This window comes from Bacillus sp. JNUCC-21 (assembly GCF_041222765.1).
Lineage (GTDB): Bacteria > Bacillota > Bacilli > Bacillales > Bacillaceae > Bacillus > Bacillus velezensis.
Map to the genome: position 1 here is coordinate 1,818,060 of NZ_CP166019.1, position 13,724 is coordinate 1,831,783.

Here is a 13,724-nt window from a genome sequence, read left to right on the forward strand (position 1 = left end):
GGACGGCTTTGCAAAACACTGAAGATCTTCTTTACAAACTATTGGCAGGCCAGCTGAAATCTGTCGGATTTTTTACGGAAAACGAAACGCAGCCTGTCATGCAGGGGTTTTACGGCAGGTGGCTGGAAGAAAGCATCTCCATCTTGGTGCAAAAAGGCTTTTTGAAACAGTCAGGCAGTACGTATGTGTTAACGGGTCCGATAGAGCGTGCGGACGTTCTGTGGCAAGAATGGGATGAAAAGAAAGCTCCTTTACTCAAGGACAGCAGCAAACAGGCGATGATCACCTTAGTGGAGACCGCTCTCAGAGCTTTGCCGGATATTTTATCCGGCAGAGTTTCTGCCACTGATATTCTGTTTCCTGATTCCTCAATGGAATTGGTGGAAGGAATCTATAAAAACAATGAAACGGCAGACTACTTTAATGAGGTGCTCGCTGACACATTGACGGCTTTCATTGAAGAACGCCTGAAAGAAGACCCGAACGCGGAAATCCGGATATTAGAGATCGGAGCGGGGACGGGCGGGACGAGCGCGGCCGTGTTCAAAAGATTAAAAGAGTACAAACATCATATGAAAGAATATTGCTACACCGATCTGTCAAAGGCCTTTTTCATGCATGCTGAAAAAAAATACGGTCCCGACAATCCGTATTTGACTTATAAGCGGTTTAATGTGGAAGAGCCCCCGGCTTTGCAGGGTATAGAGGCGGGCGCATATGACGCGGTAATTGCGGCAAATGTGCTTCACGCGACAAAAAATATTCGGCGGACACTTCGCAATGCCAAAGCGGTGCTTAAAAAGAATGGGATTTTGCTATTAAATGAGATTAGCAGCCATTCGGTTTATTCTCATCTGACATTCGGTCTTTTGGAAGGCTGGTGGCTGTATGAAGACGCCAAACTGCGCATTCCCGGATGCCCGGGGCTGTATCCTGAAGCGTGGCAGTCTGCGCTGGAAAGCGAGGGATATCGGTACGTTACATTTATGGCGGAATCGTCACATCACCTCGGCCAGCAGATCGTGGCGGCAGAAAGCGACGGCGTCATCAGGCAAAAGCAGCCGGACGCGCAGGCGGTTGAAGAAACTGCGGCTTCCAAAGAGCCGGCTGATTTCACAGAACCGTCTTTCTCAGTCACAGACCAGACTGTGCAATTCATAAAAGAAACGTTAGCCAAGTCCATAAAGCTTGCTCCCGAGCGCATTCAGCCTGAGACGAGCTTTGAAAAATACGGCATCGACTCCATTTTGCAGGTGAATTTTATCCGCGAACTGGAAACATTGACGGGCGAGCTGCCGAAAACGGTCTTATTTGAACACACGAATACGAAAGAACTTGCCGAGTATTTGCTGGAAACTTACCCGGATAAGCTGCAACAGGCATTCGGAGCCGAACAAGCGCCTCCTGAAACAAAGCATCCGGAACCTGCAATGAATGAACCGGTGCCGCTTGTCACGGAAACGCGGCGGTTTATCACTGAACAAAAAGAGCCAAAAGCGCCAAAGCCGGAAACAGAAACAGAAACCGTCGCCGTTAATCGTTCTGATCGTGACGACATTGCCATTATCGGCATCAGCGGCCGCTATCCCGAGTCTGAAACCCTCGATGAGCTGTGGGAGCATTTAAAAGCCGGAGACAGCTGTATCACGGAAGCTCCGGAAAACAGATGGAAATCCGGTCTTCTGAAAACAATGGCAAAAGAAACACGAAAAGAAGAACGCAAAACACGGTACGGCGGATTTCTGCAGCATATTGAAGCTTTTGACCATCACTTGTTTGACATCCGGGAAGACCATGTGATGGAGATGACGCCTGAGCTCCGTCTAAGCTTAGAAACCGTATGGGAAACATTTGAAAATGGCGGTTACTCGTTAGAAAGAGTAAACGAATGGCAGGAATCAGACAGCGGCATCGGTGTATTTATGGGCAGTATGTACAATCAATATTTCTGGAATATCCCGTCATTGGAAAAAGCTGCGCTCAGCTCTAACGGAGGGGATTGGCATATCGCCAACCGCATTTCCCACTTTTTCAATCTAACGGGCCCGAGCATGGGCGTTACGACCGCATGCTCCAGCTCACTGAGCGCCATTCATCTCGCCTGTGAAAGCCTGAAGCTTAACAGCTGTTCCATGGCGATTGCCGGAGGGGTCAATCTCACGCTTGAACCGTCTAAATATGATGCGCTCGAACGGGCGAATTTGCTTGAACAGGGAAGTGAAAGCAAAAGCTTCGGAACCGGCACGGGCCTGATGCCGGGAGAAGGAGTCGGGGCGGTGCTCTTGAAGCCGCTCTCCAAAGCGCTTGCCGACAAAGACCATATTTACGGGGTCATTAAAAGCAGCGCGTTGTGCCATAGCGGCGGAAGGCAGATGTACACGGCTCCGGATCCGAAACAGCAGGCGAAGCTCATGGCGGCTTCCATCGACAAGGCCGGAATCAATCCGGAAACAATCAGTTATGTTGAATCAGCGGCAAACGGCTCTGTATTGGGAGATCCGATTGAGGTCATTGCCCTGACAAATGCGTTCGCGCAATATACTGATAAAAAACGTTTTTGCGCGCTTGGATCCGTCAAGTCAAATCTCGGCCATTTAGAGGCGGCTTCCGGCATGTCCCAGCTCGCGAAAGTGCTGCTGCAAATGGAGCGGGAAACATTAGTCCCGTCGATTAACGCAAAACCGCAAAATCCGAATATCAACCTTGAACAAACGGCTTTTTACCTGCAGGAAAAAACCGAGTATTGGGAGCGTATGAGGGATGCCGAAACGGGGGACATCATCCCGCGGAGAAGCATGATTAATTCCTTCGGAGCAGGCGGGGCATATGCAAATCTCATCGTAGAAGAATATATCAGCCCGAATTCCGATCAGGCCCGTCACGGCGATGAGGAATATATTTTCCCTGTGTCAGCGAAAACAAAATGGAGTTTTGAAGCCTATCTTGAGAGACTGGCGGCCTTTTTAGAAAAGACGCCATCTCTTCATCCGGCCGCCATCGCCTCCGCGCTGCAAAAAAGAACACATCATTCGGAGTATCGGGCGGCATTTACGGCTTCCTCCGTTCAGGAACTGTTGAAAAAGCTTGCCGCTTACCGCATGGATCAGCGGAATCTCAATTTCTCTGAATCTGATATTGAGCGGCGTGCGCGGCAATGGGAAAAAGGAGAGAATATCGCGTTTGATCAGTTGCAGCAAGAGCACGCCGTTCATCTGCCGGCCTACGCTTTTGACCACGGGACTTCTTTTCAATTCGGTGAATCAGAAAACGCTGCCGGCGTTCAGGCGGTATACAGTGATGACGATCCATACGTGAAAGGGCATCAATTCAGCGGAGAACCGGTACTCGTCGGCGCTACATATAACAGTCTGGCAGTCGATCGCTTTTGTGAAATTTTTCCTGAAGCGGAAGGAGGACAAATTAAAAAACTGAATTACGCGAGCCCCATTACCGTAAAAAAAGGCGATCGCATCGAGCTGAAAACAGAATCGAAACAAAATGGGGATGGATTTGAACTGAGCATAATGCATCGCAGCCGCACGTCTCCTGATTGGAGCATAGCGGCGTATGCCGAGTGCAGCCCGTATCTGTTTCAAAAGCAGCACGCGGATCTGGCGGCCATTCAGCGCTCTTACCGGGAAGTGGGCCGGATAGATGAGTTATACGGAGACGGAACGGGACCCGTCGTGTGGGGAGAAGAATTTAAAACGATCACCCGCCTGTACAAAGGCTCTGATGCCGTTTTAGCGAAAGTGAACCTGAACAATAGCGACTCACAACAAGCGCATCATTATGCCATAAATCCGTTAATCGCCAACAGTGCTTACTTGGCCTCACTTTCTTTATTGGATCAAACGGAGGCGGAAAGCTATCTGCCGTTCGGCATTAATTCCGTCACCTTCAGCAGCCCTGAAGATCTTACCGATTGCTGGCTGCACATCAAGCTGACCAAACAAACGGGGGAAATGATTCTGATTAACGCAGATGTCATCAGCAGCCGATCGGAAGTGGTGATGCGTTTTGAAGGCTATGCCCTGAAACGGTTCCGCCCGAAAACCGAACAGATGAATCAGCCGGCCCGAACGGCTGTTAAGAATGCGGGAGCACCGATTTCTGCCGGCAGTCTGACAGATGATATCCGCAGCTACGTCCTTGGCAAGCTCGCCAAGATGATGGGTGAACCCGGGCCATCTCTTCGTTCTGACGCGAATATCATGGAATTGGGACTTGATTCAGCGAGCCTGATCGGGCTGACAAAAGAGATCGGCCAAGAGGCGGACATCGATGTGAATCCAACATTGTTTTTCGAGTATCCGACCGCGGAGGAGCTGACCCGCCACTTCGCGTCAGCATATGAGAGCAAGTTTTCTCAATTTCTTGCCGATCATAAGCATTCAGAAGAGGCCAGGGTCACGGAAACAGAAGAGCGCACTTTACCGAAGAAACAGCATACGCCTTGTGATAACGCCGATATCAAGCAAGGAATCGCGATTATCGGTATGTCAGCTCAGTTTCCGCAATCCCCGGATATCCAGTCTTTTTGGGAGCACATCGTAAACGGGGATCACTGTATTACCGAAATTCCGGCGGACCGCTGGGACTGGCGCCGTTACGCCGATGATGAGAATGACACGAGTCTCAGATGGGGCGGTTTTATTGACGGTGTCGGCGAATTTGACCCGCTCTTTTTCGGAATTTCCCCTAAAGAGGCATCACAAATGGGGCCGGAGCAATTTCTGCTTTTGATGCATACATGGAAGGCAATGGAGGATGCGGGCCTGACAAATAAGGCGTTATCAAGCAGACCGACAGGCGTTTTCGTTGCCGCGGGCAACAGCGATCCGAACAATGGAACAGCCATCCCGTCCATCATTCCGAACAGGATATCATATGCCTTGAATTTACAAGGACCGAGTGAATATTACGAGGCTGCCTGCACGTCAACGCTGGTGGCATTGCACAGGGCGGTTCAATCAATCCGTCATAACGAATGTGAGCAGGCTGTCGTGGGCGCCGCCAATATTCTGCAATCGCCGAAGGGCTTTATCGGTTTTGACTCAATGGGATATTTAAGTAAAAACGGCCGGGCGAAATCGTTCCAAAAAGATGCCGATGGCTTTGTCAGAAGCGAAGGGGCGGGCGTTATCATCATCAAACCGCTTGAGGCGGCAATTGAAGACGACGATCATATTCACATGGTCATTAAAGGAACAGGAGTGTCTCACGGCGGTAAAGGCATGTCGCTTCACGCACCGAATCCGGCGGGAATGAAGGCCGCGATGAAAAAAGCGTACGAAGACACCGATGTTGATCCGCAAACTGTCACTTATATTGAAGCGCACGGCATTGCCTCCGAAATGGCAGATGCGCTGGAGTTTAATGCAATCAAAGCGGGTTACGGCGAGTCTGCAAATCAAGAGGAAATCGCGCCTTGTTATATCAGCACCGTGAAACCTTGCATCGGGCACGGCGAACTCGCTTCCGGACTGGCCGCCCTTATAAAAGTGGCGATGGCCATGAAGCATCATACCATCCCGGGCATTACCGGATTTACAGCTGCAAATGAGCAAATGGCCATTCAGAAAAGCCGCTTCCGTTTCACCGAAGACAATCAGGAATGGACACAGCTCACCGACCATACGGGCAGACCGATCCCGCGCCGGGCCGCAATTAACAGCTATGGCTTCGGCGGCATGAATGCGCATGTCGTTTTGGAACAGTACAGCCCGAGCCATAAAGACAAAGAATCTGTGCATGAACTGCAGCTTATCGTGCTTTCTGCTAAGAGCGAAGGGCGTCTTAAGGCGGCCGCAGGTCAGCTGGCTGATTTTGTGCAAACTGGAGATACTCCGTCATTGCGGGATATTGCTTATACGCTTCAGACCGGCCGTGAGGCGATGAACTGCCGCCTGGCACTCGTTGCCCGCAATCAAGATGAATTGCTGGAAAAACTGAAAGAGTACAGAGCATTTTCCGAAGAAAGCAATGGAATGAAAAGCTTCTTTACAGGCAGTCAGCAGACTGGATCAGGAGATATCGGCATTTTACTGGAAGGGACTCTCGGTACAGTCGTCACGGAGACGCTGTTGGCTGAAAACAATCTGGAAAAACTTGCATTTTGCTGGGTGAAAGGTGCGGATATACCGTGGGACAGACTCCACCAAGGCAAATCTGTTCAAAGAGTGCCGCTTCCGACATATCCTTTTGAAAACCATAAGTATTGGAACGGCGGTCAGCCAGAAGACATCAGCCTTGCACCGGTTTCACAGGACCCTCAGCTCTGCCGCGGGAGCGCAGCTGACATTGTGGCTGACATTCTGGGGATGAAGGCAGCGGAAATTGATCAAAATAAGCCGCTGACTGAATACGGCTTCGATTCAATCTCCTCTATTCAGCTGTTGAAGAAACTTGAGGACGGAGACAGCCGCATCAGTCTGGAGGCTCTTCAGAAATGCAGCACTCTTCAGGAGATCGGCATGCTGTTAAAAACGAACCAACCGCAGGAGACGGGCCGGAATTTTCCCGAACTCGTCAAGCTGAATGAAAGAGAAAAAGGCCGTCCTGTTTTTTGGTTTCACGGCGGAACGGGAGGCGTGGAAGCATACCAGCCATTCGCCAAAAAGAGTCAGCGACCTTTTTACGGCATCCAGGCAAGAGGTTTGACAGGGAAAGAGCCGCTGCAAGGAATCGAAGAGACGGCCGCTTCTTATAAGAGAATCATCCAAGCGGTACAGCCGAAAGGCCCTTATGACCTCGGCGGATATTCCTTGGGCGGCATGCTTGCATACGAAACCGCGCGCCTCTTGCAGGAGGAAGGTCATACGGTAAAAAGCGCCGTCATGATCGACACCCCGTACAGTGAAAAATGGAAAGAAAGAAAACCATCTGTTAAGTCAGTCATGCTGCAAACGATCAATACGATGCTTACAGCATATCTTAAGCCTGAAAACCTTGAAGAGGCATTAATCAGCAGAGAAGACATTACCGTCCAGGCTGAGGAAGAAGAAGTATTGAAAGAATTGATCGACCTTGCCAAAAAGCGCGGTCTGCCAAAATCCGAAGAAGCGATCCGGGTGCAGCTGGAGCAAATGATGAAGACGCAGCTCGCTTACGGAATGGAAGAGTATGACATGAAGCCGCTGCCTCATCCGGAAGCGCTGCAATGCTACTACTTCCGTAATAAAAGCGGTTTGTTTCTCGGAGATCTTGAACGTTATCTGACAGCAGAGGAAGAACAAATTCCGTTAGACCATGATGCGTATTGGAAAGAATGGGAACGCCAGATGAAACAGTTTCACCTGCTGGACGTCCACTCTTCCAATCATGTCACGATGCTGTCGGAACCGAAGCCGCAAAACGCCATTAAGGCATTCTGCGAAAAACTGTACGCAAACAAAGGAACGATAAGCGCAAATTTCCTTAAATCTTTCAGAAAAAAGCTGGACGAAACAAATGAGTTGGTAAAACGGTAATAGAGAACGGCCGGAGCAATCCGGCCGCTTTTTTTATCCATATAGAACTAAATTTACTATGTACTAAATTTTCATTGTTGTAATGATTTCTGTTTATAAGACATTAAAAAAACCCCCGATAAACAGGGGGGCGATATTAAAATCTGACAGGCAATGTTTCAAGCCCTCTCAAAAACACATTTTTTCTCCATGTTACATCCTCGGCCGCGCCTTTCAGCTCTATATTCGGAAACCGTTTTAAAAGCGCAGTAAAGGCAATGGATGCTTCCATCCGGGCGAGCGGAGCCCCGAGACAAAAATGAATGCCGAATCCAAAAGAGATATGACGGTTCGGTGTTCTCGCTATATTTAATGTATCAGGATCATCGAAATATTCCGGGTCCCGATTGGCTGAACCGATGCCGATAAATATCATATCGCCTTTTTTAATGGAAACATCTTTATAGGTGAAATCTTCAATCGCCCATCGATTTGCCATCATGATGACGGGAGAGGTATAACGCAAAAGCTCTTCGACCGCCGTCTGGATATTTTCCGGCTGCCGCTTTATCTTCTCCATCTGGTCTTTGTGCAGAAGAAGCGCCAGGGTGCCGGAGCCGAGAAGGTTAACCGTTGTTTCAAGCCCGGCAACGACTAACAAAAACAGCATGGAATACAGCTCTGATTCACTCAGCTTTTGGCCGTCCTCTTCAGCGTAAATAAGCTTGCTCGTCAAGTCTTCACCCGGATGTTTTCTTTTTTCTTCGATCAGTGTTTTCATATATTGTTTAAATTCTTTGAGAGCCTGGTTGGTCGCATCTTGTCCGCTTTCTGACGTGTCGACCATTGCGTTTGTCCACACTTGAAATTTGGCGCGGTCCTCTTTCGGAATTCCGAGCAGCTCGGAAATGACGATAAACGGAAGCGGTGCGGCGAAATCTCTCATGATATCAGGGTCTGCTTTTGTTTCCATTTCATCCAGCAGCTCTTCTGTGATCTGCTCTATCCCGGTGCGAAGCTGCTCAATCATCCGGGGAGTAAACCCCTGATGCACCAAAGATCGAAGTCGTGAATGATCCGGGGGGTCTTTTGCCAGCATCTGCTCTGAGACAAAATCGATATCTTCACTGACATTCAGCTTCGCGATCAGCTCCTTCGGCATGACTCGTTTTACATCTCTCGTAATTCTGCCGTCTTTCAAAAACGCCATACAATCATCATAACGCGTGATGAGCCAAGCCGGAAATGTGCCTCCAAAACGCTGCAGTTCGAATTTATGTATGGGGTCCTGCTCTCTGAATCTGCTTAAAACCGCAAAAGGGTTTTCGTGAAACTCGGGTGAGTGTGGGTGAAACATTGTTTTTTCCATCTGGATTTCCCCGCCTTCATGTTTTTGAAACGACATAACAAACAGCCGGTGCCTGCCGACCGGACGGCATTCCTCCTTTTATCTGCCGAAGACACTGATCACAACGGCTCATAAGTATGTCTAAAATATATAAGGAAACAGAAGCCGGTTCAATAGACAAATCGTAAAGCCGCCATTTTCGTTGATTATCAACAAAACAGCAAACTTTTTTTTCCATTTCATCATGTGTGTTAAATCCGGCTAATATACATATTTACGCTTCATATCAACTTCTTAAGGAGGATGTGAATGAATGCGTTTATGAAATGGGCGGCAAGTCTGCTTTTGGTGATCTCTCTTCAGTTCGGCCTTACGGGCGCCGGTATCCATTCGGACAGTGCTGCTCGTGCCGCATCCCGATACGATCAGGTGCTGTATTTCCCGCTGTCAAAATATCCGGAGACGGGAAATCATATAAAAGACGCCATTTCGACAGGTCATTCTGAGATTTGTACAATTGATCGGGGCGGAGCAGAGAATAGAAGGAAAGAATCATTGAAAGGAATTCCGACAAAGCCCGGGTTTGACCGTGATGAATGGCCCATGGCAGTCTGCACAGAAGGCGGGGCGGGGGCTGATGTCAGATATGTAACCCCATCAGATAACCGCGGGGCCGGTTCATGGGTTGGAAATCAAATGAGCGGATATTCCGACGGCACGAGAGTATTATTTATCGTTCAGTAGCTTCTCCGGTTCGCCGGAGTTTTTTTATGCTCTGAAAAAGCGGCACGCCGGCTGGACATATGAAATGGCAAAGAGTAAACTTATATGTTGGAATCAGCATGAGAAAGGATTGGATCACATTGACAGTGACTACATACCGAAATATTGCACTTTTACTTCTTTGTTTAACAGCGGGAATTGTGGATGTGATCGGTTATTTAAGCCTGGGACATATCTTTACCGCCAATATGACGGGGAACATCGTTCTGTTCGGCCTGGCGATCGGCAACTCGTGGCACCTTGCCGTACTCAAATCGTTAACCTCGTTAATCGGATTTATTGCCGGCGTTATTGCCGCGGCCCTGCTTGTGGGCAATAAAAAGAAATCATTCTGGCCCCCTGCGGTAACTGCCGCTTTAGCTATTGAAGGAGCTGTTTTGCTGCTGTTTGCTTTGTTCTCCTGCTTTTTTGCAGATGCCATTTCTGTTTATGTGCTGATTATGCTGCTCAGCTTCGCAATGGGAATGCAGACGACAGCCGCGAGAAAACTTGGTGTAGCGGGGATTTCCACGACCGTATTAACGGGAACGCTCGCTAATTTTTTTGAAGATCTCACCGCAAGGTTTTACAAAGCGGACAAGCGGAAGCAGTTTACAAGAGATGCTGTATTGCGCGCGCTTGCCTTGGTGCTGTATTGCTTTGGGGCGGTCATCGGCGCTTTTGCCGAACCGGATTATAAGTTTGCCGTGATCTGGCTCCCGATTATCATTATTTTAGGCATTATGCTTTGCGCACTCACGATGTTCCATGGATATTCAGAAGAAAAAAACCAATAAAAAAACGCCGCTGATGGGGACTGACCCCATAATATGAGACAAACAAAAAACACCTTCAAGTTTGAAAACGGATCGTTGTTATCCGAAATTAGACTTGGAGGTGTTTTTCTATGAGGGCAAGAGTGAGTTATCCGGTTGAAGTCAAACAGAAGGCTGTAGAAATGAGATTGGCGGGCGTGCCTGTGAAGGAGATCATGCAGGAATTGAATATAAAGAATAAGACGCAGGTGCAGACATGGGTCAGGTGGTATAAAGCTGGGGACACACATCGATTCGAACAACCTGTCGGAAAGCAATATTCTTATGGAAAAGGTCCAGAGTATTCTTCCGAATTAGAGAAACTGCAGGCAGAAAATCGTTATCTGAGACAACAGAATGAAGTGTTAAAAAAGTACAACGAATTGGAAAGGAAGCTGATAGCGAAACGCCAGTCGAGCTTGTAGAAGGATTGCGCAGCACAATGACCATAAAGGATATCTGTATTCATTTAGGTATCTCACGAGCATCTTATTATCGTTGGAAGAAGAATCTGATGAAAGATAACCCTAAATACCATTTAGAAAAACAAATCGGCACGTTGTGCCGAGAACACAAGTATCGATATGGCTATCGGAAAATCACAGCCATATTAAAAAAGGGAATGCGTATGAATCACAAAACGGTTCAGCGCATTATGCAGAAGAATCAGTGGCAATGCCGGGTTAAGGTGAAAAAGCGCAAGAAGAATGGGCAGCCATATGCCGTGGCCGAGAATATATTGGATCGGAACTTTCAGTCTGATCGCCCTCTGGAAAAGCTAGTAACGGATATCACATATTTGCCTTATGGGCAGAAACAATTGTATCTTTCCAGTATATTGGATTTATACAATGGAGAAGTGATTGCTTTTACGATTGGCGATAGACAGGACACAGACTTTGTCTTACACACACTTGATCAGCTGCCCGCACTGCCAGAGAACTGTGTGTTACATAGTGACCAAGGTTCTGTTTATACATCTTATGAGTATCAGAAAGCTGTTAAAACAAAAGGCATTACCATGAGCATGTCCCGCAAAGGGACGCCCGCTGATAATGCCTCCATCGAATCGTTTCATTCCTCACTAAAGTCTGAAACGTTCTACCTCGACAGGTTGGAAAGCACTATGACGACCATCGTAGAACAAACTGTCGAAACCTATATACACTATTATAACAACATTCGTATTCAAACGAAACTAAACAACCAGCCGCCGGTCACATACCGACAGCTGGCTGCTTAAAGGTGTTTTGATCCCTGTCTCAAAAACGGGGGTCAGTCCCGATTCAGGGCGTTTTTTCTTTTTATTGCTCTTTCCGGGTCCCGATTGTATAAACGGCCCGATCTGTATGTACCTTTAATCCGTCTTGCTCCTTTTGGATGGTGATGTCGCCGAGCAGAGGGATTTCATACGCATCTTGGGGAAGCGGGACATTTCCTTCCTCCGTATAGGTTGTGCCGTGCCCTTTTAAGACGAGTTCTTCGTCCGCTACATAGTCATCGGGATGGTTTGTCCGGCGGACGAGAACATCATCAAGGTGAAGCATGATCTGATCCATATCAGAAATCTCGTTTCGGCTGTCTGTCAGCTCTCCTTTTCTGATATCAAGCGTTTGTCCGATCTGTTTTTGCAGCCATTCAGACAATTCGGTGTTTGTAAGTGCCATTGTGATTCCTCCTTTTATCTACACCATACTTATTCCCTATTTTTTTAGAAATACACTGCCTTGCATTGATCTTTTTTTCTGACAGCCGGTTCTGAAGCATTCCGAGTTCCTTCATTATAAATGTTTCATCTGTTCACCTGAAAAACGGGGTCATCTGCAGGTTTAGACGACCCCGTTCTCATGATAAAAAGGTTACTCTTTCGGCACGGCGTTTTCAGCGTTTACTGCGCCCGCTCCGTAAATGTTCGGATCTTCATTTGTCCATTGATCCGGACTTTGTTTGATCAGTGTTTTCACTTCGTCAGGCGAAAGCTGCGGGTTCTGCTGAAGGATTAAGGCGGCAATGCCCGCACAGATCGGAGTGGCCATGGACGTGCCCGACAGACTGAAATACAAGGAGCCTACACGGTTTGATTTCTGTAATTTGTCAAGGTATGAACGCGGAGAACGGAGAGATACGATATCGACCCCGGGCGCAAGAATGTCAGGCTTCTCTTTTCCGTACACAGTCGGTCCGCGGCTTGAGAAAGAAGCGACCGTATCGTCCTCATTGCCGGCCGTATCATTGTCATCATAGGCGCCTACCGTGATGACCTTCTCGCTGACACCGGGGCTTGAAATCGTTTGAGCTTCCGGACCGGAGTTGCCCGCGGCGACGCAGACGACGATTCCTTCATTCCATGCCTTTTCAACGGCCTTGACGAGCGGGTCGTCCGTTTCTTTATCATATCTGAGCGCATCTCCGCCCAGTGACATGCTGATGATTCTGATCGGATTCTTTGTGTGTTCTTTATTATATTGTATGCACCATTCCACACCTTCAATGATATCAGCCAAGGTTCCTGATCCTGATTTGTTTAATACCTTGACTCCGATCAGATCGGCTTCCGGCGCCGGCCCCTGATATTTACCGGAAGATGAAGCGCCGCTGCTTGCGATATCACCGGCGCAATGGGTGCCGTGTCCGTTGTCATCATACGGTTCTGTCTTTTGGTTGACAAAGTCCGCAAATCCGATAACTCTGCCTTCTAAATCGGGATGCTGATAGATTCCGGTATCAATAACGGCGACGGTTACGCCTTTTCCTGTTAATACGGTGCCGTTACGTGTCACTTCTTTTGCATGAGACGATTCAGCTGCCGTATCAAGGAGCGCTTTTACTTCACGGTTTAAATAGATTTTACGGATATCCCGGCATTGCGAAAGAAGCATGTGAAGGGCGGACGGAGTGACTTCGGCGCTGCAGCAATTGATTGTTTGAAACTGCTTTTTTATGGTGCAGCGTTTTTCTTTTGATAAGACCTGTCCTGTGCTGTGAAAACCGGATTCATGGCAGCCCTCTTCAAATTCAATGATGACTGACATTTTCTTTCTGTTTTTCACCTTTTTTTCGAAAAACTTGTGCAAAAAGCAAGGTGTCCATTTGAAAGGTTTATATAACTGTAATACGTTTTCTCTGAGCGGCCAGTCCAGCTTATGAGCATTTGACCGCACCATTTGTACCATTGAGTAACCAAACATATATACTTTTCCTCCCATTCTGGCGATTCTCTCTATACCATATGAACAGGCCGTATGTTCGGTCAGTTTGTTTGTCCTTCAGGAGCGCTGGTTACTTGCGGCTTTTTCAGGAGAAGAAATCGAGTTGAAACAGAACGTTTGTTCGTTTATAATGAAGCCG

General features: G+C 48.0%; 7 protein-coding genes. 4 read left to right on the forward strand and 3 right to left on the reverse strand.

What is annotated here, in order from left to right; genetic code table 11:
* Positions 1-8: 8 nt before the first annotated feature.
* Positions 9-7,472, forward strand: a complete 7,464-nt coding sequence (locus tag JNUCC21_RS09005; protein ID WP_369878750.1) for a beta-ketoacyl synthase N-terminal-like domain-containing protein — start codon at positions 9-11, stop codon at positions 7,470-7,472.
* A gap of 136 nt (positions 7,473-7,608) precedes the next feature.
* Here JNUCC21_RS09005 and JNUCC21_RS09010 read toward each other — a convergent pair whose 3' ends face one another.
* Positions 7,609-8,820, reverse strand: coding sequence for a cytochrome P450 (locus tag JNUCC21_RS09010; protein ID WP_369878751.1), 1,212 nt, complete (start codon positions 8,818-8,820; stop codon positions 7,609-7,611).
* Positions 8,821-9,108: 288 nt separating this feature from the next.
* On the opposite strand from JNUCC21_RS09010, the gene JNUCC21_RS09015 reads away from it, so the two are divergent.
* The 3 genes from JNUCC21_RS09015 to JNUCC21_RS09025 all read left to right on the forward strand — a co-directional run bounded on the left by JNUCC21_RS09015 (position 9,109) and on the right by JNUCC21_RS09025 (position 11,619).
* Positions 9,109-9,543 carry a NucA/NucB deoxyribonuclease domain-containing protein gene (locus tag JNUCC21_RS09015; protein ID WP_136396382.1) on the forward strand — a complete coding sequence of 145 codons (435 nt, stop codon included), beginning with the start codon at positions 9,109-9,111 and terminating at the stop codon, positions 9,541-9,543.
* A gap of 59 nt (positions 9,544-9,602) precedes the next feature.
* The gene (locus tag JNUCC21_RS09020) at positions 9,603-10,358 is read left to right on the forward strand and encodes a YoaK family protein (RefSeq protein WP_369878752.1); all 756 of its coding nucleotides are present in this window, start codon (positions 9,603-9,605) and stop codon (positions 10,356-10,358) included.
* A 110-nt stretch (positions 10,359-10,468) separates the two neighbouring features.
* Positions 10,469-11,619, forward strand: a protein-coding gene (locus JNUCC21_RS09025; protein WP_369878753.1) for an IS3 family transposase whose coding sequence is annotated in 2 segments (ribosomal slippage) — positions 10,469-10,742 and positions 10,742-11,619 — 1,152 coding nt in all. Because the reading frame shifts where the segments join, the coding sequence is not laid out codon by codon here.
* A 61-nt stretch (positions 11,620-11,680) separates the two neighbouring features.
* Here JNUCC21_RS09025 and JNUCC21_RS09030 read toward each other — a convergent pair.
* Together JNUCC21_RS09030 and JNUCC21_RS09035 are read right to left on the reverse strand one after the other, a co-directional pair.
* Complete coding sequence (locus JNUCC21_RS09030; protein WP_007410383.1) at positions 11,681-12,043, reverse strand: hypothetical protein; 363 nt, start codon at positions 12,041-12,043, stop codon at positions 11,681-11,683.
* Positions 12,044-12,235: 192 nt separating this feature from the next.
* Positions 12,236-13,564 carry a S8 family peptidase gene (locus JNUCC21_RS09035; RefSeq protein ID WP_012117603.1) on the reverse strand — a complete coding sequence of 443 codons (1,329 nt, stop codon included), beginning with the start codon at positions 13,562-13,564 and terminating at the stop codon, positions 12,236-12,238.
* Between the last annotated feature and the right edge of the window lie 160 nt (positions 13,565-13,724).

Bases quoted from the DNA above. Each gene is read 5' to 3' on its own strand.
- JNUCC21_RS09030 (WP_007410383.1), bottom strand. From the start codon at position 12,043: ATGGCACTTACAAACACCGAATTGTCTGAATGGCTGCAAAAACAGATC.
- JNUCC21_RS09010 (WP_369878751.1), bottom strand. From the start codon at position 8,820: ATGGAAAAAACAATGTTTCACCCACACTCACCCGAGTTTCACGAAAAC.
- JNUCC21_RS09035 (WP_012117603.1), bottom strand. From the start codon at position 13,564: ATGTTTGGTTACTCAATGGTACAAATGGTGCGGTCAAATGCTCATAAG.
- JNUCC21_RS09015 (WP_136396382.1), top strand. From the start codon at position 9,109: ATGAATGCGTTTATGAAATGGGCGGCAAGTCTGCTTTTGGTGATCTCT.
- JNUCC21_RS09020 (WP_369878752.1), top strand. From the start codon at position 9,603: ATGAAATGGCAAAGAGTAAACTTATATGTTGGAATCAGCATGAGAAAG.